Origin of the sequence: Ruegeria sp. Alg231-54 (assembly GCF_900143525.1) — a bacterium.
GTDB lineage: Bacteria > Pseudomonadota > Alphaproteobacteria > Rhodobacterales > Rhodobacteraceae > Ruegeria.
Genome location: NZ_FREZ01000004.1, coordinates 226,369 through 247,802, shown reverse-complemented (window position 1 = coordinate 247,802; position 21,434 = coordinate 226,369). Strand labels below are relative to the sequence as shown.

Below are 21,434 nucleotides of genomic sequence, written 5' to 3'. Positions count from 1 at the left end.
TGATCCGACAAACTGTCGAGATTCGCCGCACCTGTCAATCAATTTCGATCATTAACAATCATTTTGCAGTGCAGCATGATCGTTTTTGATGGTTTGTGATTGACAAACCGCCGCACTCCAATCAGCCTTGCAACGAACACCAATGAAGGGCGCGTGATGCCGACCGGGAGGAAACATGTTGAAAACAGTGCAAACTCAGCTTCTTGAAAGCCGATGGGATGACGATGCGGTGCAAGGAATGAGCGAATCGGAACTATTGCTTTATCGCTCCAACATCCTGGGTTCGGACAAGCGTGTGACCAATTATGGTGGCGGCAACACATCAGCCAAGGTGACGGAAGTCGATCCACTGAACGGTGACAACGTCGAAGTGTTGTGGGTCAAAGGATCAGGTGGCGACATCGGCTCGATCAAGATGGATGGCTTTTCTACGCTCTACATGGACAAGTTGCAGGCGTTAAAGTCGCTTTACCGTGGTGTGGAGTTTGAAGATGAGATGGTGGGGTATCTGCCGCACTGCACTTTCAAACTGAACCCTCGGGCCGCTTCCATCGACACTCCGCTACACGCCTACGTGCCGCGCAAACACGTGGACCATGTGCACGCCGATGCCATTATTGCGATTGCCGCGTCGACAAACTCCAAGGAACTCACGCAAGAGATTTTTGGTGACCGCATAGGCTGGCTACCCTGGAAAAAGCCCGGTTATGAACTGGGTCTTTGGTTGGAAAAGTTCTGTCTGGAAAATCCGGATGCAGACGGTGTGGTGCTGGAAAGCCATGGGCTGTTCACATGGGCTGATACGGCCAAAGACTGTTATGACCAGACCATCGACGTCATCAACGTGGCCACCAAATGGCTGGCAGACCGCAGTGACGGTGTCGCCCCCTTTGGCGGGCCTGTGCATGGCAGTCTACCTGTCAACGAGCGGTGCGCGATCGCAGCCCGGCTGATGCCCGCTATCCGTGGTTTCGTGTCAGGCAATCAGCACATGGTCGGTCATTTCAATGACAGCGATGCTGTTCTCGAATTCGTCAATGCGCGGAACATGGAACCGCTTGCGGCTTTGGGCACGTCTTGCCCCGACCACTTTTTGCGCACCAAAATCCGCCCACTTGTGGTGCCATTTGATCCCGACACGAGCAATATTGACGCTGTTCTGGAAGGGTTGCCGGATCAGATTGACGCCTACCGCAAGGACTATGCAGCGTACTATGAGCGCTGCAAGCACGATGACAGCCCAGCACTGCGCGACCCAAACGCGGTTGTTTATCTGGTGCCCGGTGTCGGCATGATCACCTTTGCTAAAGACAAAGCGACTGCGCGCATTTCGGGCGAGTTTTACGTCAATGCGATCAACGTGATGCGCGGTGCTTCTGCTGTCAGCAAATACCAGGGCCTGCCCGAACAGGAGGCCTTTGACATCGAATATTGGCTGCTGGAGGAAGCAAAACTACAGCGCATGCCCAAACCTAAATCGCTCGCTGGCCGGGTCGCCCTTGTCACTGGTGGTGCTGGTGGCATCGGCGCTGCCACGGCGAAGCGTTATCTGTCCGAAGGCGCCTGCGTCGTGTTGGCAGACATAAACGAAGAAGCCCTCGAATCTACTCAGGAAAATCTTGCTGGCACTTATGGCAAAGACGTCGTGCGCAGGGTCCGCATGGACGTCACCAGTGAAGATGCCGTTGCTGCCGCCTTTGCAGACGCCGCTGTCGAGTTCGGCGGGGTGGATATTCTGGTCTCCAATGCTGGCATCGCGTCTTCAGCACCGATCGAAGACACCTCGCTCGCACTTTGGAACAAGAACATGGATATCTTGTCGACAGGGTATTTTTTGGTCAGCCGCGAAGCGTTCAAACTGATGCGGGTGCAGGACATGGGTGGCTCGGTCGTCTTTGTTGGCTCCAAGAATGGCCTCGCTGCCTCGCCCAATGCCGCCGCCTATTGCACCGCCAAGGCTTCGGAAATCCATCTGGCGCGGTGCCTTGCACTGGAAGGTGCTGAAACAGGCATTCGAGTAAATGTGGTCAATCCTGATGCGGTTCTGCGCGGCTCAAAGATCTGGGAAGGGGACTGGCTCGAACAACGCGCTGGAACCTACGGCACGGACAAAGACGGACTGGAAGAGATGTATCGCCAGCGATCCATGCTCAAGCGCTCGGTTCTACCCGAGGATATTGCCGAAGCCTGCTATTTTTTTGCAGCTGACACGTCTTCCAAATCAACTGGTAACATCATCAATGTTGATGCCGGTAACGTCCAAGCCTTTACGCGATAGGAACCGGCAATGAGCTATGAAACCGCGAAGGCGGCATTTGCCGACTGGGGTGTCGATACTGAAGCGGCATTGGACCGATTAAAGACCATTCCCATCTCGATGCATTGCTGGCAGGGCGACGATGTAGTGGGGTTCGAACAAAGGTCCGGATCCTCGGGGGGAGGTATTCAGGCGACTGGAAACCATCCCGGACGTGCCCGCACACCGGACGAATTGCGCGCCGATCTGGAATTCGCCTATTCAATGATCCCTGGAAATCACCGGTTGAACTTGCATGCAATGTATCTTGATGCCGACGCAAACCCTGATCGAGATGAGATTGAGTATCAGCATTTCGCACCTTGGGTTGACTGGGCCCGTGATCAGAAACTCGGGCTCGATTTCAATCCAACCTTCTTTGCTCACGCAAAAGCAGATGACAACTTGACCCTCAGCCATCCTGATGAGGGCATTCGCGGTTTCTGGATCGAACATGGCCGCCGGTCCCGAGAGATTGCCGCACAAATGGGTGCGGCGCTGGGCTCGCCCTGTGTGAACAACATCTGGGTGCCTGACGGCTACAAAGACACGCCGATTGACCGGATGTCTGCTCGCGCGCGGCTGGAGGCATCACTGGATGCGATGCTGGCGTCACCACAAGACAAGGCGCAGATGCTGGATGCCGTAGAAAGCAAACTATTTGGGATCGGTGTGGAGGCCTGCACGGTCGGCAGCCATGAATTCTACATGGGGTATGCGATCCGCAAAGGGACGTTGCTTTGCCTTGATATGGGGCATTTTCACCCAACGGAAAACATCGCAGACAAGCTCAGTTCCGTCGCCCTGTCGCTGGACGAAATCCTGCTACACGTTTCGCGTCCTATGCGCTGGGACAGCGACCACGTGATCTTGCTTAGCGACGATATCCTTCAAATGGCACAAGAACTTGTCAGCGCGGAATTGCTGGATCGCACCCACATCGGGCTCGATTTCTTTGACGCGACCATCAGCCGGACTGCCGCGTGGGTCATTGGAGCCCGTAATATGCAAAAAGCACTGTTGCGCGCGCTATTGATGCCGACGGAGGCTCTGAAAACTGCCGAAACGAATCTGGACTTCACAACACGATTAACGCTGACAGAAGAGTTCAAGGACATGCCGTTCGGCACCGTTTGGAGTGAGTTTTCTGAGCGTGAAAACGTTCCAAACGGTCAGAGGTTGATTGAAGAACTAGACCGCTATCAAAGCAGTGTGTCAGACCGCGACTGAGCCTTCCATGACCGGAAAGCCGACGTTGGTCGTAGGGCAACAAACGGCAGCTTTGTCCGCTCGGCGGTCATTGATGCACTGCGCAGCGAACGACCGCTCAGAGCCTAAAGCGGGCATTCAAAACCACAACTTTAACGCAACAGGCGGTTCAACTATTTCAAGTCATTAGTTTGCCAGCGGGTCATAATTGGCGGCTGTCATCATACGGCCTGACCATTCCCTCTGAACCAATCGACGATCCTCCAACACGCCGTGAATTGGGCACATCACAACACCGAGTTCATTTTCACTGGGATAGGTTTTGAACCAATCAGCCGAAGCTGTCCGGGTCGGCTTCGTTTCCTGTGGTGCATTCAACCGGGCATCGTCTTCTCCACCGCTTTGGCCACGCAGTTCTTCTGGGTCCGTTCCATAATCTTGCACCGCGCCGGGAATTTCTCCGCCAAGAAGATTGTCGAGATAGCTGGTCTTTTCGAGGGGAACCCAGCGTCCTTTGTCCTCTACAGGATATCGAATTGGTTGACCGGCCAACACTCCGTCCACCAGTTCGCTGTTGCTGACAACTATTGCGCCATTGACGAGGACATATGGAATACCTGTTGAAGGGAGCCCGTTGAAACCGGTTTGATATGTAGCATTGTCGGTCACAGTCTCGGGATCGAAGATCGTGATGTCCGCCACCATGCCTTCCTGCATCCTGCCTCGCACCTGCATTGCACGCAGTCCAGTATCGCCTAAGTGTTTTGCGGCCCAATAGCTATTTGAAGCGATCATCTGCATCCACGGCACACCGTTTTCACGAGCAAGGCGTAGCGTCGCAGCGTGGCTTCCGGCGGTGCGTGGATGTCCTACATAGGCTTCGAAAGGGTCTTCGCCTGTCAGTATTCGTCCATTTTCGTCAGTCGGGGGCATCTGGTCGCCCGCGACCGTCATATGTGGAACTCGGAGCCACAAAGGGAGCCACTCCTCCCGTTCTGGAATACAAGCGATGATGACGAAGGCTGGGTCTTCAGCCACGATCTTCTGGTACTCTTCCTCAGACATGAACTCACCGGTGCGCGGGTTGAGCATCTGATCATATCCCCACCCCAAGAGTGCCAACCCTTCTGGTTTGAGGAACTCAGATCCGATGGTCGTTGATCCGCAAGTGTAAGGGTAATATTCGGACCAAACGTTCATCCCTTGCTCGCGCATACCTTGAGCACGCTCTTCGATTTCCCACCAGCCTACGTTATTGTTGTGACTAATGAGCATTGGAGCGCCCAAGGCGGCAGCATTCGCCATCTGCTCTAGATTTCCAAGGTTTCCCTCGTATGGCGGCGCATTGTTCCCCAAAAGCCGAACGTGGAAGCTGCTCGGACGATCGTAGTTCGCTGCGGCTTTTTGGAGGTTAAAAACTTCAAGCGTCGTCGCACCAACAGCCATGTACCCCATCGTGGAAGCCGCAGTCAGCGCGCCAGCGCGAAGCTCTTCATCTATACCAGCCATTATGTCGTTGAGTTGATCGATTGTCGGAACAGTTTCAGCCCAATCCGGGATGCCGTTCTCATTGTAGCTGTCACCGCGAGCAAGTAATCCGCCCTCGGCATCAAAGCCCTCTTCGAAAACCAACCCGTCCAATACACGCATGCGCTGCAATTCATGAGACGCTGCTGCGGCGAAATTTACGGGCCATTTACCCTCGCGCTCAGCGTACCACTCCGCCGAATTTATGTTGCCGTACTCTAAATCCATCGGCGTGGTTACGCCGTCCCTTAGGCTTAACCTAACGCCAAACAGATTGCCGTGCCCGTGGTGCTGTGTGTCAATGAAGCCTGGGGAAACAATGTGACCGGTTGCATCAATCGTCTCATCGCCTTCGATAGGTTGGTCCGTAATCTCAGCGATCCACCCGCCAGAAATTCCTACGTTGGTGACAGCGTCAAAGTTTGTTTCCGGGTCCATAACCCGCCCATTCAGAATGACGACGTCGTAAGTCTGTGCGCTTGCCAACGACGCCATCACCCAAAACACGCATGAAAAAAACCCAGTCCGCATTGATCAGCCCTCCATTTCGGCCTCATGCTATCAGGAGGAAAATCCATTGTGGGGATAAATTTGAATGTGAATTGCTGGCTAAGGCTTGAATAACACCACAAAGGGCAGCTTCGTCCGCGATGCGGTCCTTCCCGAAATTTCGACGAACGTCTGCAACGAGCCCAAACTTACCGATGCTGCATGTGTCCCTAAGGTCAGCTCCTTGCAGGAAGAGGACTTTGAAAAGTCTGCCAAACTGTCAATTCTGGCCCGCTCCCACCGTTCATTTGGACGCTCCAACGCTGTATTGCGGCCCGCCAAACCAGACTTTCGTTGCGCACGCGTAGTCCGAGTTTTTTAGAGAAGCAGAGGTTGTGCAAAAAATGGGTTATCTTTTTCTACCAACCAAACAACTGTCTCGTCGTGAATCTGTCTTGCCAGATCAGAATGTTAGACAGCGCCGCAGTTTTTTGTAGCATTGTATTACAAGCAACACTGTCAAAACGGAAAAGGAAATAACGGGGTCGTTTTCAATCTGCCACACACAAAAGCACTTCATGCATTTGCAATAGCAGACCAACAGTCACCACGTGATACGGATCGGCGACATCGCCCAGACCATTGTGGCTTCTTTCTCAGTCTTGTTGCGAAAGCGGTGGGCGATCATGGATGGATAGGAAAAGCTGTCTCCTTCACGCAATGAAATGACTTCGCTCCCGAGACGTAGCTCAACTTCGCCGCTAAGGACGATGGCATGTTGTTCACCTTCAAATGAATACCCTTCCAGTGGCTCGGGTGGTTCTCCTGCGCCGGGGCGGAACCGTGATAGGATCAAGTAACAATGGCCGGACAAGGAGCTTGAAAGCAATTCGTCCTCAAAGCCCAATTCATCAGTTGAGCGCGTATACATCGCGGACAGCGCCCTACGGTTCTCGCGGCGCACGACGTGCTTTCGCTCCAGCGGTCCGTCGCCCTCCTGTTTGGGAAAGAACCAGCCCGGGTCAACCGCAAGCGCATCGCTGATTTCGCCAAGCAGGTCGTCCGACACCTTAGCTGTCCCAAGCTCAATCCGGCTGAGATAGGCTTTGGAACACGACACCTCTTCGGACAAGTGCTGTAGGGTCAGCCCACGTGCTTTGCGCACTTCGCGAATTTCACTTCCGAGCCTTTGGGCGTCGGTCTGAGACACGTCATTTTTCATGACTTCAGAATAAATGATTTCAGTTGACTTTTCGAGCGTAAATCAACTTAGTTGAAATTGAGATGAAAAATCAACTGATCTTCTACCGGCCGGGAGAACGTTATGCGCTTTGATTTGATTGCCAATTTTAGCCCTGGTGAGACGATTCCCTGGGCGCGCACGCTGGAAATGATCCTCGAACAGTGTTCGCTGGCCGAGCAGGCAGGTTTCACAACTGCTTGGTTCACCGAGCATCATTTTGCCCATAACGGTTACATGAATGCGCCGCCCAACCCGATCCAGATGGGGACTCACGTAGCTGCGCATTGCAAAAAACTCCGGGTCGGAACAGCCCCCATCATCCTGCCCGATTGGCACCCCCTGCGCGTGGCTGAAGATGCCGCGATGCTTGATAACATGACCCAAGGCCGGTTTGATTTCGGCGTCGCCAAAGGCATCAATGAACGCTCGACCATCCAGTTCAATAAGGACGCGGACCGGCGCGACAATGCCAAGGTCATGCGGCTGTATCAGGAGAGTCTGGAGATCATCCTGAAAGCCTGGACCAATGAGGCCTTCACCCATCACGGTGAGTTCTACCAGTTCCCGGTTCCCGGCTGGAAAGAGAGCAACCGGTTTTTTGACCCTCTGGACCCGCGTTATCACGATGAAGATGGCGAATACAAAGCGATGTATGTGCATCCACGCCCCTATTCCAACCCTCATCCACCGGTCTGGCTGATGTCGAATGCACCGCCCACGTTCAAACTGGCCGGAGAGCGCGGTTGGGGTGTGATCTCGATGGCAGCTGGCCCCAAGGCAACGCTGGCCTGTTGGGAGCCCTACCGCCAGGCCTTGTCGCAACGCGAAGGGCGCGAGGTAAAGCTTGGCGAAGGTGTCGGTGTCTGCACGGCTTTTTACGTCGGTGAAAGCATGGAAGAAGCGGTGAACACAATCCGTGGCCCGATCAATGCCTATTACGAATTCCTCGGCGGGTCACGTCCCAAAGGGGAATGGACCAAGCGCGGCTATCTGGACGTCGGCGAAGAAATGACCCCCGAAGATGAGGACATGGATTGGTTCGACTTCCTTAACAAGCGCGGGATCATCGTGGTGGGCGACGCCGAATATGTCGCGGATCGCTTTGCGGAACGGCAGGAAACCATCGGGCTCGATCACCTCATGCTTATGCAGCAATACACCGGTGTGCCTTACGAGAAAATTCTGGCCAGCTGGCATCGTCTGTTTGAGCATGTCAATCCCAAGTTCGGCACGCAGTCCATCGCTCAGAAAAGGATGCTGGAGCATGCTTGAGATTTGGGGGCGCCCCTATTCATCGAATGTCATTCCGGTGATCTGGACAGCGAATGAGCTGGGGTTGGACTACACGCTGCAACTTGCCGGGGGCAGCTTTGGCAAGCTCGACACCGAGATGTATGCGCAGATCAATCCCAACAGGATGATCCCTGCGATCCGCGATGGGGATTTTGCGCTGTGGGAAAGCCTCGCCATCGTGCGCTATCTCTGTGACCGGTACGGGGCAGGAACGCTCAGTCCTGCCGACATTCAGACCCGCGCGGTTGCGGATCAGTGGATGGAGTGGTCGGCAAGCCGCGCCTTTGGGCCGGTCATTTACCTGTTCTTCGCCACTGTACGCACCCAACCCGACCAGCGTGACCCGGAAAAGATCGCCAAGCTTCGCGATGAAGCCCATGACGCCCTGACCCTTTTGGACCATCACCTTGAGGACAAAGCCTATGTCTGCGGCGACAGCTTTACCATGGCGGATATTCCCTTGGGGTGTGTGGCCTATCGCTATTTCAACGTCGAGGTCGACCGCCCGCCCTTGCCGAATGTCAAGGCCTGGTATCAGCGGCTGGCCGAACGTCCCGCGTATAGGGATCACGTCATGCGTCATTTCGGGACCAACCCCGACGAATGGGCTGCGCTGGAAAAAGCCTGTGCCAGCGAAGGGGTGCTATGATGGACGTTCGAGACTATCGCCGCGCACTTGGCGTCTTTCCGACGGGTGTTACCATCGTAGCCACCTATGACGCGGACAAAGAGCCGTGGGGCCTGACCGCCAATTCGTTCACCTCGGTCTCGTTAGAGCCGCCGGTGATTTCGGTTTGTGTTGCAAAGTCAGGCCGGGTCTTCCCAACGCTGTCGCAATCGGATCATTTTGCGGTCAATATCCTATCGGCCGAGCAGAAAGACCTTGCGATGCACTTTGCAAGCGATGTCGAAAACAGGTTTACCGATACGGATTGGATCGCCGGAGCCGCAACGCCTTTGATTCCCGGTGCCTCGGCGCAATTGGAATGTACGGTACACAGCAGGGTCGACGCAGATGATCATCAAATTCTCCTGGGCCGTGTGGTCAACTACATCTATGTGCCCGTTCCCCCACTTGTCTATTGCTGCGGTGCGTTCTTTTCCGCCCCTCAATCAGAGGTTTCGTCATGAGCGATCACCTGACCTATCACACCCGCTTCAGCGCTGATGAATTCGACGCACAATACAACCTGCGGGCCGGACGACCGGACTATGAAGTAACTGTCATTCCGAGTTGGAGCAGCAACAGCGAGTCGGCGCGCGCCTCTACCGATTGCAGCCTCGATATCCGTTATGGAGAAGGCGAGAAACAAAAGCTGGATGTCTTCCGTTGTCAGGATGCGGATGCGCCGACGCTGGTTTATGTGCATGGCGGCTACTGGCAGCGCGGCGACAAATCGGTCTACAGCTTCATTGCACCGCCCTTTGTCGCGTCGGGGTTCAATATTGTTGTCATTGGCTATGACCTGTGCCCATCGGTAACCATCACGCGAATTTCCGAAGAAATCCGCGAAGCGATGGCCTTTATCTGGCGCAACGCGCGCGATTTGGGCATCAATCCAGACCGTATCACTGTGATGGGCCACTCGGCTGGCGGCCATATCACCCAGATGATGATGGCGACCAATTGGCCTGCTTTCAGAGCGGATCTTCCAGCAGACCTGATCAAATCCGGCATCCCGGTTTCACCGCTCAGCTACCTCGAACCGGTGCGTCTGACTGAGGCGCTCAACTCCGGCATCCGGTTGACTCCGGAAGAGGCCGAGGCCGAAAGCCCGATGACCAACCATCCTCCGGTTACAAATGCACCGCAGCTGGTCGTTGTTGGTGGCGCGGAAACGGATGAATTCCACCGGCAGGCACGGATGTATGTCGAAAAATTTGGGACGGCGGACCGCAAGGTCGGCCTCTACATCGTCCCGGACGCCGATCACTTTGACGAATTGAACGTGCTTGTCGACCAGGCAAGCCCGTTCTTCAAACACACTTGCGATATGCTTCATGGAAAAGGACCGCAATCATGACCGCTTTGACCCGAGCCCTCGTCGACGCTGTCGGCGACGCGTTTAACGCTAACGACATCGATTCAGTGATGAAGCATCTCGCAGACGACGCCACATTTGACCACGCCGTCGGCCCGGACGAACATGGCATGCGGCTGGAAGGCGCCGAAAAGATCCGCAGTGCATTTTCTGCGCTGTTCGAAAAAGTCGAAAACGTGCATTGGGAAACCATGGACTGCGCGATCTCGGGCAACAAAGCCTACTGCGAATACCGCCGCACCGCGACGCATAAGGATGGTTCGAAAGAAGAGTTTCTGAGCGTCGACATACTGACCTACCGTGATGGGCTGATTGTCCACAAGGACACCTATTACAAGCAACGGACAAGTTGATCGCTTATCCCCTGATGCGGCCAGACCTTCGACAGGCTTGTTGGTGGGGCGCGTCGTCGCTTAGGTAAACCCGACCACGGGTGACACTTTCGTAGCCCGCGCAACCAATGCGCGCTTTGGGCCTGTTCATTGTCGTGCAGCACCAGTTGTTTCGGCCTCTGAACCTATTTCAGGGGGCCGTGCAGTAATATTGCAATCAGCAAGCCAGACAACTGTCAATCACGATTCATATCGTTCGTCCCTTTCACGGCGACGCGCACTTCCCGCCAATTCTGTTCTTCTTCAACAAGCACGTTCCTTGTTCAAATTTTCCAATGTACGCTTTGAGGAATGCCCGAGTTTTTTGCCGCAAAGCAGCGAATTCACACTTTTCGCCCTTCCGCTTTTTGCCTCGGAAGCGATGCGCGCAAACCGGTCTTTCGTTGTAAAATTGCGAATGGCTGCTTTGTCCCCAACTCGGACGTAGGTCCTGTTCAAACCAATGACTGGTTCCGGTCGCTTTGTGGACATCCGAAATTGGTGCTCAGATGACCGCACTGATCCGTCGCGTCTCTGGGTTTGAATTCGGAACTCTGCTAAGTGCCCAAGGGCAACAAGGGAGCACATCATGCAAATCCACCGCGCCGGGGACCGGCCATCTCAATTTCCCGGCAATGAGTATTTTACCGGCACGGTCCGCTTTGATTCCGTTGTGACAGGGAATGATCCCTCGCCGGTCAAGATCCTTACGGTGACTTTTGAGCCCTGCGCACGGACAGCTTGGCACACGCACCCTGCCGGTCAAACGCTGTATGTCTTGTCGGGCTTGGGCTTGGCTGGGTCTGAGGGGCAGCCAGTGCAGTTGTTGCGCCCTGGCGATACGGTGTGGTTCGCGCCAGGAGAGCGGCATTGGCACGGCGCGTCGCCAGACTGCGCGATGACCCATCTGGCAGTGCAGACGTCTGTCGAGGGCAAGACCGCGGATTGGATGGAGCATGTCTCAGACGGGGATTACAGCGCAACGCGCGCAGAATGACGCGCGTGAGTCCGTCCCTCCGTTTGCCACTTTCACCGAAGGTCCGTTTTGTCCGCAATGCAGTCGTTTACGTCGAGTGCAGCGAAGGTCTGCTTCGAGCCCAATGTTCAGTATATCTACACATTGGCGAAAGTCAGCTTTCGGAAATATTAGGCTTCGCAAGCTCAGACTATGGTCTGAAAATCCGTCAGACGTTCGCTTGTCGTCGCGCTCCGCAAGATGGTTCAAACTACCCACAAACAGCCATGGAGAACCCCGATGAAGCTTTCCCACCTACTTATGACCACTTCACTTTGTGCTGTTGCCACAGGTCCCTTGCTGGCTCAGTCGCGCACTTTCAGCTCTATTGATACGAACGGAGACCGGCAACTTTCATTTGAGGAGCTGGAAGAGGCGTTCGGGCGTCGTGGTGCCAGAGGTATCATTAATCGCAGTGATCTTGACGGCGATGGTCTCGTATCCGCACCAGAAATTCAGGTCTCGCAGGATGACGAACGTGATGACGACGAGTCGGACGACGATGAGCGCGACGATGACGAGAGCGACAGCGACGAAGGCGATGAGAGCGACAGCGACGAAGGTGATGAGGGCGACAGCGACGAAGGCGATGAGAGCGATAGTGACGAAGGCGACGAGAGCGACAGCGACGAAGGCGATGAGGGCGACAGCGACGAAGGCGATGAGGGCGACAGCGACGAAGGCGATGAGAGCGATAGTGACGAAGGCGATGAGAGCGACAGCGACGAAGGCGACAGTGACGATCGATGATTGTCGTCTCTGGATAGTAGCTTAAAGATTTCAACGTGACGGATGCCAGCGTTCATAGAGCGAGTTTCCGCAATTCAAAACAAACTGCGGCCATGACACTGATTGAACAGACCAAGTATGAAAAGCTGTTCTCGACGCCACTATTTTCCTTTGAGGTCAAAGGACACGAGACCATTAATGCGGAACTGATCAAAGAGGGGAAGCGCCTTCGCGATCAGAGTGATGGCACTGCGAAGTCCAACAGAGGCGGCTGGCATTCGAAAGGCAATCTGCTCAATGAAAAAGCTCAATGCTTTTCGTTTTTGTCGGTCATGGTGGAGACAGCAGTTCTTCAATCCACACGGCGTATCAGTAAAGTCGACCCCGATACCCTTGATCTAAAACTGTTTGCTTGGATGAACATCAATCCAGTTGGCGCTTTCAATTCGCCGCACACGCACCCAGGTGCGCATTGGTCCGGGGTGTATTATGTATCCCAGCCAGAAGTTGATGATGAGAAAGCTGGCCGCATCGAGTTTCTGGATCCTCGCAGTGACCTGCCGAACTGGCGTATCCTGAAGGCATCAGCTTTCAATCTGAAGAAAAGTCTGAAGCCGCAGCCAGGCGAGATGGTCCTGTTTCCCTCATACCTGGTACACTGGGTCTACCCGAATACCGCAGATGACGAGCGGATCACTATTGCATTTAATGCGACATTCTCGAAAAAATCGAAAAAAGGCTGACCCTAGTCATCGTTTTAGCGCTCGAACGCTTTGTGGGCGATAAGCGCTGCTTCTACCCGATTTCGCGCGTGGAGTTTTTCAAGGATAGTGGTCATGTAGTGTTTCACGGTTTTTTCCTGAAGCCCGAGAGCGTCGGCGACCTCCCTGTTGCTCTGACCTGTTGCGACTAGTCGTAAAATGTCTTCCTCCCTTTTGGTCAGGTCATCCAAGGGTGAAGGGGCATTCAGTTCCTTTGTCATGAAAGTCAACATCTTTGCCGCCAAACTTGGGGTGACATGTGTCTCACCTTTGGCAACGTCGTTGAGGATTGCTCGCAACTCTCGGGCGGACACGCCCTTTAAGATATATGCTTTGGCCCCGAGACGGAGAGCCTCCGAGACGTTTTCACCGTCTTCGGAAACGGTCAGCATCGCGACATGTTTCGCAAGGTTCTGAGATGCAATCTGCGCTATCGCTGACAGCCCGCTGCCTGGCATCGACAAGTCGAGCAAGGCAATATCGGGCTTCAAAGATGCTGCGAGCTTGATCGCTTCAGTTGCGGATGCGGCCACTCCAACAACCAAAAATGTTCCATGTTCCTCAAGACTCTTCACCAGACCATCCCGAAAGATCGGGTGATCATCTGCAACGAGAATAGTTGTTGTCATGAGCGTGCTCCACCTTGTGGTAAGGAGAAGACGGCAGTTGCCCCATGCTCGGGTTGCGATTGAACTTCGAGGCGCCCCCCCAAGGGAAGCAGTCTGTCGCGTATGCCGAACAATCCTTGCCCGCTGACTTCCTGGAGGATGGGATTGTCGGCCACGAAACCGACGCCATCATCTGAAACAGTGACCGTTACTTCGGTTGCCGACTGCTGATATGTCACCGTGACCATCGCCGCCTTTGCATGTTTGTGAGTATTGGCCAGCAATTCCTGAGTCACCCGATACAGTGCAAGTTTCGTCGGAGCCTCTGCCTGAATGGGCGGGTTGTCTCTCGCATCGAATTTCGCGTCAGCTCCAAACGCCTTATTGTGGTCACTGACGGCTCTGCTGACCGTCTCTACTGGAGTCAAAGCGTCAATGTCAGGAAGTGCAAGCCCGCGTGAGATCGCGCGAAGTTCCGTCATTGCATTGGCTAAGGCGTCTTGGATCGTTGCGGCATCTTCGGTATCCTTGAGACCGGCCCCTTCGAGACGCAAAGCCAGAAGCGACAGATGTTGCGCGACCCCGTCATGCAAATCTAAGCCGATCCGCTGCATGACTCTGTCCGCCTGAGATGTCGATCGCGCCGCCGCTGCTGCCACGCGTTCCTTAAGATCTTGGTTCTTGTCCAGTTGCTGCAATAAATCATTGTGCTGTCTCTCGATCAGACGGCTACCTGCGTGAACTATGCCAAACAGCAACAAACCACTGACGAGAAAAACCGCTGAAACCATATACCAAGTTTGTCTGCGCGCCTGCACGAGATCGTCGAGCAGATCCTCGGCGCGACGATAAAATTCGATAACGGTTACAACTTCGCCGTTTGCGATATTGCGGATCGGCACGTAGACGCCAAGCAACGGCAACTCTATTGATGCAACATCGGCCAAATCACGCAGTTTAATTACTTCGTACTCAGCGGCAACGTGCCCTTGCCAGGCTTGCGCCAACGCAGCAGAGATCTGAAATTTTCGGTCTTCTAGCAAAGGATCAAACGAAGCGAGAACAGTCCCATCCCGTGCCCACACTTTGTAAGTTACAACTTGTGCCTGGAGTGCGCCATCGATGAACACCCGACGTAACTCGTCTTTGTCGTCCTCAGAGAATGACTCAGAAGTGGTTTGCAGGAATGTAAGTTGCGGAATGAGGCTTTCAAAATAAAGCGCCGCCGCCGCGCCGTAGTTATCTGTGACACCGGCTTCAATTCGCTTGCTGGCCCATGATCCCAATATGAGAGCAGCGCCCAACATAACAAAAAAGCCGAAGGCAAAGAACCTCATTGAGAGGGTGGATTGAGACAACACGTGTTTAAAACGCGGCAACATGTTGAACAACATGGCCATTTATTATTCACACCACAATCGACTTTGGTCTGAATGCTGATGCCAAGAGCGCGAGAACTGTGATAATCACCGTGCACAAAATTGATACTTCGGCACGAACCAGTTTTTTTATGTAAGCGGACTTCTGATTTCCAAACATTAACGTCAGCAATGTCCGCATCTCAGAGATTGCAAAGCCTAGTCGAAAATGTCCGCTTCGGGCTGCCGACAAGCCAATCGAACGGATTGCAGATAATGGTGACTCTGGGCTCATTTCAGAAGTGTACTTTTGCAGATGCTCGTGCCGCCTCGTCCAATCGATGCTGTGGACGAGGCGGCCCTGTTGAATCTAATGTCATTACAGTATCGGCGGAGTTGGGCGGGTTATGGCGACATTTGTATTGGTCCATGGAGCGTGGCAAGGGGGATGGTGCTGGGCTCGCGTAGCCGCCCTTCTGCGCAAGGAGGGCCACGACGTTTTCACCCCGACACTGACAGGGTTGGGTGAACGTGCTCACCTCGTGAGTGACGAAACCGATCTGGCCATGCATATCGAAGATGTCCTAGGGGTAATCAAGTGCGAAGAACTCTCTGACATTGTTTTGTGCGGTCATAGCTATGGCGGCATGGTTGTCACCGGAGTGGCGGATAAAGCGCCCGACCACATTCGCTCACTTGTGTACCTCGATGCGCTCGTGCCGGACGATGGGCAGGCGGCCTTGGATGTTTTGCCTGCGGATATCGCGGCAGGGCTTCGTGATAGTGCCGTCGATGGCAAAGTCGCGCCGGGCCCAGCGGAGGCTTTTTCGGTGAATGGAGCAGACTGTGCGTGGGTGGACCGCCGAAATGTCGCCCAACCAATCAAGACATTTGAGCAACCGATTCAACTGGTGAGCGGCGGAGCCGAGCTGTCAAAGCGGACCTACATCTATGCCACCGACTGGGTCCCAGGGCTTGGCCAACCGTTTTTTGAGCGATACCAGCATCAGTCGGGGTGGACAGAGATTTCGGTGCCATTCGGGCACTACGTGATGATCGATAGGCCTGACGACTTGGCCCGAATGCTAATGTCCGCGATTTGAATTTGGCCGCCGGATCCTGCACGAGCGCGCGGACAGCGAAATCGCCCGCGTAGGAATAGTTTTTGCTTCCATCCCGATTGTCCTACTTCAACCAGCGCATCGGGAAAGATGCGCCGCAGCGCCGCAAGTGATTCCCCGTCTCGACTGAACAGCGGACATTGATCTCGCTGCACCATCTTCGGGCGGCTCCTGTCCGCACAAACGGAATTGCAAAGTTCGGTTTGAATGTCCGCTTTGGGCTGCTAACGGACGAATGCACTTGCAGCAACTTAGTTGCAAGCGAATGGCGGTTCAGGGCTCATGCTGAATTAACTTTTTTGGATGAATGGCCAAGCTGTTGTGATCGCTGACGGCACGTTTGACCGTTTCACATAGTGTCAGCGCATCAATATCGGGAAGCGCGAGCCCGCGTGAGATTGCCCGCAACTCCGTCATTGCATTAGCAAGAGCATCTTTGATCGTAGTTGCGTCTTCCGTGTCATTCAGACCCGCCCCTTCCAGCCGCAGGGCCAAAAGCGATAGGTGTTGTGCAACTCCATCATGTAAATCCAATCCGATCCGCTGCATAACGCGGTCAGCCTGGGATGTTGAACGTGTTGCAGCCGCCGCAACACGTTCCTGAAGGTCTTGGTTCTTGTCCAGTTGTTGCAACAGATCACTACGCTGTCTCTCGATCAGACGGCTACCCGCATGGACAATGCCAAAGAGCAGCCCTCTACTGACGAGGAATACTGCCGAAACCATGTACCAGGTTTGTCGGCGTGCCTGGTCTATTTCCAGGAGTAAGTCTTCAGCTCGACTATAGAACTCGATGACAGTGACGACCTCGCCGCTTACGACATTGCGGATCGGCACGTAGACGCCAAGCAAAGGCAATTCTATTGATACACCTTCGACCAACTCATGCAATTGAACAGGTTCATACTCGGCTGCAACGCGCCCTCCCCAGGCTTGTGCCAGCGCTTCAGAAACCTGAAATGTTCGGTTTTCGAGCAAGGGATCAAACGATGCAAGAACGGTACCATCCTGCGTCCACACCTTGTAGGTGACCACTTGATCACCGAGTGCACCTTCAACAAATACTTGGCGCAGTTCATCTTTTGCATCGTCAGAGAATGACACCGTGCTGGTTTGCAGAAATGGAAGCTGTGGAACGAGGCTTTCAAAGTAAAGAGCCGAGGCAGCACCGTAATTTTCGGTGACACCGGCTTCAATCCGATTGCTGACCCACGTTCCCAAAACGAGTGCAGCGCCCAACATTACAACACAGCCGAAGGCCAAGAACCTCAATGAAAGGCTCGATAAAGAAAGAATTTGCTTTAGGCGCGACAACATAGTGCGCAATATTAGATTTTCTTCGTATCCTCACAATCGACTTTGGTCTGAATGCCGGAGTCAAGGTCACCTCTTTGGTGTCGACTGGGCACCAATAGGTTAGGCCGCAGTACAGATGATCGCGAGCGAAAGCAGACATCGATTTTGGCAAACTCGACGGCGGCTTTGTCCGCGTCACCGCCGTTAGCCGTCTGGTTTCGAACGTCCGGATTATGCGGTCTTCGAGTTGCTGCACGAGCGAAGCACTAATGTGCGGTGAAGGTCTGGTAAGGGCTCGTCCTACCCGTCTATGCTTGCCGCGGAGAACGTCGACTACGAGTTCAAAGTGATGATGCCACTTAGCAGAAAGAGTGGTGAAGAATGGCATTTGACGTACGAAAGTGTTGGCATCTACACGCCGCCGGGATGTAGTTGCGCTAACGTATCAACCGAAAATGCCAGAGGTAATTGATACAGATGGATGCAGCAGAGTTTGTTCGAATTATCGGTACGAACCAAACAAATCAGAAGATTTTAGAGGCATTGCCGTTGACGGGGCTCAAGGATGCTTGGCTTGTTTCGGGATGCTTGTTTCAGACAGTCTGGAATTACAAAACCGGGCGTCGGCCAGACTTCGGTATTAAGGACTACGACCTTTTCTACTTCGACGGCAATGACCTGACCTGGGACGGTGAAGATGCAGCAATTCATCAAGCAATGAAGGTGCTTGGGACTATCGATGCAGATATCGAAATCCGAGACCAAGCTCGGGTCCATCTTTGGTATGAACAGAAGTTTGGAGTGGCATACGAACCGGCCCGACAAGCGACAGACGGTATAGACCGCTTTCTTGCCGCAGCGTGTATGCTTGGGATAAGGCGTTCGAAAGAAGGCGCTATCGAAGTGTACGCGCCGAAAGGGTTCGCTGACCTTGAGCAGTTCGCTATCAGGCCGAACTCACATATAGACTTCGATGCTGCAACTTAGGCGCTTGCGTGAACCATTTTCTTCCCTGGCGCGTGTGAAAAATCAACATACAGGGCCAGATAAGGTTCGCTTCATGCGAGCAGTTATGGCTGCACAATACTTTTGGGATTGGTCGGCAATGGTTTTAGGAAGGGTGCGGCAGTCACATTAGAATACGCAATTTAGATACGATGTACGAAGCGGCCAATGGATTGCAGTTGGGCATAGCTGATTCACCCGTCGCATGAGGTGGCAACCAAGCGCATTTGGGATGGCGGGTTTTTTGGCGGACCCCGCAACTAGAGTCGAAAAATATCATCCAAAATCAATAATTTATGGCGGAGACGAAGGGATTCGAACCCTCGAGACCCTTCCGGGCCTACTCCCTTAGCAGGGGAACAAATCACCAAATTTTTATTATTATTTACAATAAGTTAGATGATATTTCGCTAACTTTGTGCCAATTTTGTGCCAATTTTGAACGTTGAAACGTGCATTGTGTCAAAAATTCTCCATCGGAAATATGAGGTCCAAGGGGTTTTTTCATCAAATCCAATCCTTTAGCCAAGCTCGGTCGCCCGCACGTTAAAACGTTCTTTGCAAGTCAGTGCAGGTCTACCATTTGTCAGAAAACTTCTTAGATTCTCTAATTGGCTGAGTGAGGCGATGGATCAATCTACTCTAGGCGCATGGGAAGTTCGCGCCAATGTGCGCAACAACCTGCGATAGTTTCTTGGCTAGAGTTCAATCCAAAGACCGAAATAGGCTATTGCAATCAGTTTGTTGGTACGGCACGTCTTGTGAAATTCGTTAAGAACAAATTTGAGAGATCTGCATGACCAATATTGTCGCAATGGTGAACCTCAAAGGCGGGGTCGGAAAAACCGCGCTTGCCGTAAATTTTGCAGATCACTGCGCACGAAATGGGCTAAAAACACTTCTCGTCGACCTTGACCCCCAAACCAACGCCACTTTTTCTGCTATGGGCGTCGATGAATGGGATGAACACAAAGACAACAACGGAACGGTTGCAGACCTTTTGGGTGCGCGAGACCACAAAACTGCCGACGGGGAACGTAAGACCGTTGCTGACGTTTTAGTTAAAAATCTACTAGGTGGTTTTGACCTAGTTCCTTCTCACCTTGATCTATTCACGGTTGATTTGGACTTGGCCGGCAAGCCAAACCGCGAAGGCCGGCTAAAAAAGGCATTAAAATCGGTGTTGGACCAATACGACATTGTCGTTTGCGACTGCCCTCCCAACCTAACAATTCCGACACAGAACGCCATTGCGGCTGCAACCCACTATGTCGTTCCGGTATCGCCTGATTTCTTGTCTGCGATTGGTATCGCACTTCTCAAATCACGAATAGCAGACTTTTGTGACGATTTAGACCACGAGATAGAGCTTGGTGGAATTGTGCTGTCTCGCGTTGGCCGACCCGCTCGAAAACGAACGGAAACCATTGCATCGATTAGAGGGTCATTCGACGGAGAAGTTCTTGATAACCAACTAACGGAACGAGTAAAGGTTGCCGAAGCTGCCGAAGAAGCAAGGTCTGTCCATACGATGGGCGATCGTGAAGCCAAAGATGAGTTCAATAGTGTTTCGGCTGAGTTGCTCCAACGAATTGGAATTGAGACATGAAAACACATTCGCTGGCAAAAGAACTAATCGCGCTCGGGGAGGCTCTGTTACAAGGGCCCAATATCGATACCAAGAAGCTTAACTTGTCTGATGGTTCTCGTGGTCCGGGTTCGAGCGACACCGAAGCGGAAATGGCTTTTGGCATCACAACATTGGCGCAGCTTTCAAAGTTTTCGCGATCAGAATGGGTGAGGTTTGCTGACGAACACTCGCTTCCAATCCAATTTAACGAACGAGATTCTGGCAGAAACATAATGGGCAAGATAATGAGTTATCTGGCCGGCAACGAACACGAAATCAAGCGGGTTCAGGCGAACGTCAGTCAGTCTAGCAACTCTTCTAACCGCCTTAACCAAGCATTGAACACACTACTCAAGAGTTCGCTGTCTTGACGGCCGAACTTGATGCGAATTTCAATGCTTTTGAAGCGCGATGGAAGGCTCAATGGGCGTCAACTGAATCCGAGCTTGAAGGAAGACCGGTGTTTAAAGGCGCATTTCGGCGCCTTGTAGCAATGCAAGCATGGCGAAGTGAGCTACTAGATGACAGACTGACGCCTGGCTCACTTCAATTTGCTCTTGAAGGCCAAAACGACTTACTCGTCGCCTACCTTCTGGCAAGGAGCGGTCAATGGAGAACCGCACTTCAATCTCAACGAGCGGCAATTGAAAACTATCTGAATTGCCTTTTTTTTATGGATCATCCAATCGAATTACAACTTTGGGAGAAGAACAGTTTTAAAACGCAGTTTTCTGAGCTGCACGCATACTTTGTCAAACATCCAAGCAACGCAGGGCGCGAACAAAGAACCTGTGGGTTAGATGTCTTAAAATCCGAGTACGCCGTTCTGTCGAAAGCGGTCCATGGCTCGGCTAAAGTCTTCAGAATGTCCTCCGAAGACGGCCCAAATTTTTTCTCCAATGATCCTGCGTCTTTGGGAAAATGGGATCATAGAAATAGGCTAGTCATAAGAGGACTGAGCCTCTTGATGCTGTCGGTATTTCGGGAGGACTTGGTGGCAACTAGGAAACGAAATCTAAGAAAGTCATTGTCGCTCGCTCTTCGGAAGGGTGACAAAGGTTGGATCAAAAACGAATTCAACGTGACGATCCCCTTCACGTAGCCTCCCCACCTACTCTGGTAGTCTTTGGAGCGATTTGATCGGCGCACCTGTCGCAGCCGCCAATGATCCGTGTTCCCCCAAAAAATTTGCGGACAATTGCTTGCTGTCTCGATGTTGAAGCAAGCTGGGCGTAACTGCTTGCGCAACGCTACCGACGAGCGCTGTCCACAAAGGACTTTCTTTTGATTCCATGTGTTGTTGCAGCTTTCCACCGGCAGTATTTTTGCAACTGCGAAGCCGCTGGAAAACTAATTTACAAGATTCGGTCGCGGAGCCGAATCTGTGCCAATTTTGTGCTAGTTTTCCAAGGTGGTTTGAGAAAAACCGTTTAAGTTCAAT

General features: G+C 53.1%; 20 protein-coding genes. 15 read left to right on the top strand and 5 right to left on the bottom strand.

The annotated features are described in order from the left end of the window. The first annotated feature begins 175 nt into the window (after positions 1–175). Positions 176–2,278, top strand: a complete 2,103-nt coding sequence (locus tag DHN12_RS10380) for a bifunctional rhamnulose-1-phosphate aldolase/short-chain dehydrogenase (protein WP_108860132.1) — start codon at positions 176–178, stop codon at positions 2,276–2,278. 9 nt (positions 2,279–2,287) lie between these two features. After that, positions 2,288–3,526, top strand: a complete 1,239-nt coding sequence (locus tag DHN12_RS10375; RefSeq protein ID WP_108860131.1) for an L-rhamnose isomerase — start codon at positions 2,288–2,290, stop codon at positions 3,524–3,526. Between the two features lie 165 nt (positions 3,527–3,691). Here DHN12_RS10375 and DHN12_RS10370 read toward each other — a convergent pair whose 3' ends face one another. Both DHN12_RS10370 and DHN12_RS10365 read right to left on the bottom strand, forming a co-directional pair. Next, entirely contained in the window at positions 3,692–5,563 is a 1,872-nt protein-coding gene (locus tag DHN12_RS10370) for an amidohydrolase family protein (RefSeq protein WP_108860130.1), read from the bottom strand. A gap of 562 nt (positions 5,564–6,125) precedes the next feature. Next, complete coding sequence (locus tag DHN12_RS10365) at positions 6,126–6,743, bottom strand: helix-turn-helix domain-containing protein (RefSeq protein ID WP_234416617.1); 618 nt, start codon at positions 6,741–6,743, stop codon at positions 6,126–6,128. A 102-nt stretch (positions 6,744–6,845) separates the two neighbouring features. Here DHN12_RS10365 and DHN12_RS10360 point away from each other — a divergent pair, with 102 nt between their 5' ends. The 8 genes from DHN12_RS10360 to DHN12_RS10320 all read left to right on the top strand — a co-directional run bounded on the left by DHN12_RS10360 (position 6,846) and on the right by DHN12_RS10320 (position 12,957). Next, on the top strand, positions 6,846–8,036 hold the full coding sequence (locus tag DHN12_RS10360; RefSeq protein ID WP_108860129.1) for an LLM class flavin-dependent oxidoreductase: 1,191 nt from the start codon (positions 6,846–6,848) through the stop codon (positions 8,034–8,036). Then, entirely contained in the window at positions 8,029–8,706 is a 678-nt protein-coding gene (locus DHN12_RS10355; RefSeq protein ID WP_108860128.1) for a glutathione S-transferase family protein, read from the top strand. The genes DHN12_RS10360 and DHN12_RS10355 overlap by 8 nt, the downstream gene beginning before the upstream one ends. Next, positions 8,703–9,188, top strand: coding sequence for a flavin reductase family protein (locus DHN12_RS10350; RefSeq protein WP_159090013.1), 486 nt, complete (start codon positions 8,703–8,705; stop codon positions 9,186–9,188). The genes DHN12_RS10355 and DHN12_RS10350 overlap by 4 nt, the downstream gene beginning before the upstream one ends. Beyond that, a complete protein-coding gene (locus DHN12_RS10345; RefSeq protein WP_108860126.1) occupies positions 9,185–10,081 on the top strand; it encodes an alpha/beta hydrolase in 897 nt (298 codons plus the stop codon). The genes DHN12_RS10350 and DHN12_RS10345 overlap by 4 nt, the downstream gene beginning before the upstream one ends. Continuing rightward, positions 10,078–10,452, top strand: a complete 375-nt coding sequence (locus DHN12_RS10340; RefSeq protein ID WP_108860125.1) for a nuclear transport factor 2 family protein — start codon at positions 10,078–10,080, stop codon at positions 10,450–10,452. The genes DHN12_RS10345 and DHN12_RS10340 overlap by 4 nt, the downstream gene beginning before the upstream one ends. A gap of 607 nt (positions 10,453–11,059) precedes the next feature. Then, complete coding sequence (locus DHN12_RS10330; RefSeq protein WP_108860123.1) at positions 11,060–11,467, top strand: cupin domain-containing protein; 408 nt, start codon at positions 11,060–11,062, stop codon at positions 11,465–11,467. Positions 11,468–11,725: 258 nt separating this feature from the next. Further along, the gene (locus tag DHN12_RS10325) at positions 11,726–12,235 is read left to right on the top strand and encodes an EF-hand domain-containing protein (RefSeq protein ID WP_159090012.1); all 510 of its coding nucleotides are present in this window, start codon (positions 11,726–11,728) and stop codon (positions 12,233–12,235) included. A 35-nt stretch (positions 12,236–12,270) separates the two neighbouring features. After that, the gene (locus DHN12_RS10320; protein WP_234416616.1) at positions 12,271–12,957 is read left to right on the top strand and encodes a 2OG-Fe(II) oxygenase family protein; all 687 of its coding nucleotides are present in this window, start codon (positions 12,271–12,273) and stop codon (positions 12,955–12,957) included. A 14-nt stretch (positions 12,958–12,971) separates the two neighbouring features. Here DHN12_RS10320 and DHN12_RS10315 read toward each other — a convergent pair whose 3' ends face one another. Further along, positions 12,972–13,604 (bottom strand): response regulator transcription factor, encoded by a 633-nt coding sequence (locus DHN12_RS10315; protein WP_108860120.1) that lies wholly within the window; start codon positions 13,602–13,604, stop codon positions 12,972–12,974. Further along, on the bottom strand, positions 13,601–14,983 hold the full coding sequence (locus DHN12_RS10310) for a sensor histidine kinase (protein ID WP_108860119.1): 1,383 nt from the start codon (positions 14,981–14,983) through the stop codon (positions 13,601–13,603). Before DHN12_RS10310 ends, DHN12_RS10315 begins: the two co-directional genes overlap by 4 nt. A gap of 365 nt (positions 14,984–15,348) precedes the next feature. Between DHN12_RS10310 and DHN12_RS10305 the strand changes: the two genes are divergently transcribed. Continuing rightward, the gene (locus DHN12_RS10305; protein WP_108860118.1) at positions 15,349–16,044 is read left to right on the top strand and encodes an alpha/beta fold hydrolase; all 696 of its coding nucleotides are present in this window, start codon (positions 15,349–15,351) and stop codon (positions 16,042–16,044) included. Between the two features lie 291 nt (positions 16,045–16,335). Here the strand turns inward: DHN12_RS10305 and DHN12_RS10300 are convergent, their stop codons facing one another. Next, a complete protein-coding gene (locus DHN12_RS10300) occupies positions 16,336–17,304 on the bottom strand; it encodes a histidine kinase (RefSeq protein ID WP_159090011.1) in 969 nt (322 codons plus the stop codon). A gap of 531 nt (positions 17,305–17,835) precedes the next feature. On the opposite strand from DHN12_RS10300, the gene DHN12_RS10295 reads away from it, so the two are divergent. The 4 genes from DHN12_RS10295 (at position 17,836) to DHN12_RS10280 (ending at position 21,095) form a co-directional block, all read left to right on the top strand. Beyond that, positions 17,836–18,345, top strand: coding sequence for a nucleotidyltransferase family protein (locus tag DHN12_RS10295; protein WP_108860116.1), 510 nt, complete (start codon positions 17,836–17,838; stop codon positions 18,343–18,345). An 814-nt stretch (positions 18,346–19,159) separates the two neighbouring features. Then, positions 19,160–19,972, top strand: a complete 813-nt coding sequence (locus tag DHN12_RS10290; RefSeq protein ID WP_108860115.1) for a ParA family protein — start codon at positions 19,160–19,162, stop codon at positions 19,970–19,972. Next, positions 19,969–20,364: a hypothetical protein gene (locus DHN12_RS10285; RefSeq protein ID WP_108860114.1), complete on the top strand. Its 396-nt coding sequence runs from the start codon at positions 19,969–19,971 to the stop codon at positions 20,362–20,364. Before DHN12_RS10290 ends, DHN12_RS10285 begins: the two co-directional genes overlap by 4 nt. Then, positions 20,361–21,095 (top strand): hypothetical protein, encoded by a 735-nt coding sequence (locus tag DHN12_RS10280; protein ID WP_108860113.1) that lies wholly within the window; start codon positions 20,361–20,363, stop codon positions 21,093–21,095. Before DHN12_RS10285 ends, DHN12_RS10280 begins: the two co-directional genes overlap by 4 nt. The last annotated feature ends 339 nt before the right edge of the window (positions 21,096–21,434 follow it).

Excerpts from the sequence above, each read along its gene's own strand:
- DHN12_RS10370 (WP_108860130.1), bottom strand. The coding sequence starts at position 5,563 with ATGCGGACTGGGTTTTTTTCATGCGTGTTTTGGGTGATGGCGTCGTTG.
- DHN12_RS10300 (WP_159090011.1), bottom strand. The coding sequence starts at position 17,304 with ATGTTGGGCGCTGCACTCGTTTTGGGAACGTGGGTCAGCAATCGGATT.
- DHN12_RS10315 (WP_108860120.1), bottom strand. The coding sequence starts at position 13,604 with ATGACAACAACTATTCTCGTTGCAGATGATCACCCGATCTTTCGGGAT.
- DHN12_RS10330 (WP_108860123.1), top strand. The coding sequence starts at position 11,060 with ATGCAAATCCACCGCGCCGGGGACCGGCCATCTCAATTTCCCGGCAAT.
- DHN12_RS10355 (WP_108860128.1), top strand. The coding sequence starts at position 8,029 with ATGCTTGAGATTTGGGGGCGCCCCTATTCATCGAATGTCATTCCGGTG.
- DHN12_RS10310 (WP_108860119.1), bottom strand. The coding sequence starts at position 14,983 with ATGGCCATGTTGTTCAACATGTTGCCGCGTTTTAAACACGTGTTGTCT.
- DHN12_RS10285 (WP_108860114.1), top strand. The coding sequence starts at position 19,969 with ATGAAAACACATTCGCTGGCAAAAGAACTAATCGCGCTCGGGGAGGCT.
- DHN12_RS10305 (WP_108860118.1), top strand. The coding sequence starts at position 15,349 with ATGGCGACATTTGTATTGGTCCATGGAGCGTGGCAAGGGGGATGGTGC.
- DHN12_RS10325 (WP_159090012.1), top strand. The coding sequence starts at position 11,726 with ATGAAGCTTTCCCACCTACTTATGACCACTTCACTTTGTGCTGTTGCC.
- DHN12_RS10295 (WP_108860116.1), top strand. The coding sequence starts at position 17,836 with ATGGATGCAGCAGAGTTTGTTCGAATTATCGGTACGAACCAAACAAAT.
- DHN12_RS10340 (WP_108860125.1), top strand. The coding sequence starts at position 10,078 with ATGACCGCTTTGACCCGAGCCCTCGTCGACGCTGTCGGCGACGCGTTT.
- DHN12_RS10365 (WP_234416617.1), bottom strand. The coding sequence starts at position 6,743 with ATGAAAAATGACGTGTCTCAGACCGACGCCCAAAGGCTCGGAAGTGAA.
- DHN12_RS10380 (WP_108860132.1), top strand. The coding sequence starts at position 176 with ATGTTGAAAACAGTGCAAACTCAGCTTCTTGAAAGCCGATGGGATGAC.
- DHN12_RS10290 (WP_108860115.1), top strand. The coding sequence starts at position 19,160 with ATGACCAATATTGTCGCAATGGTGAACCTCAAAGGCGGGGTCGGAAAA.
- DHN12_RS10360 (WP_108860129.1), top strand. The coding sequence starts at position 6,846 with ATGCGCTTTGATTTGATTGCCAATTTTAGCCCTGGTGAGACGATTCCC.
- DHN12_RS10345 (WP_108860126.1), top strand. The coding sequence starts at position 9,185 with ATGAGCGATCACCTGACCTATCACACCCGCTTCAGCGCTGATGAATTC.
- DHN12_RS10350 (WP_159090013.1), top strand. The coding sequence starts at position 8,703 with ATGATGGACGTTCGAGACTATCGCCGCGCACTTGGCGTCTTTCCGACG.
- DHN12_RS10375 (WP_108860131.1), top strand. The coding sequence starts at position 2,288 with ATGAGCTATGAAACCGCGAAGGCGGCATTTGCCGACTGGGGTGTCGAT.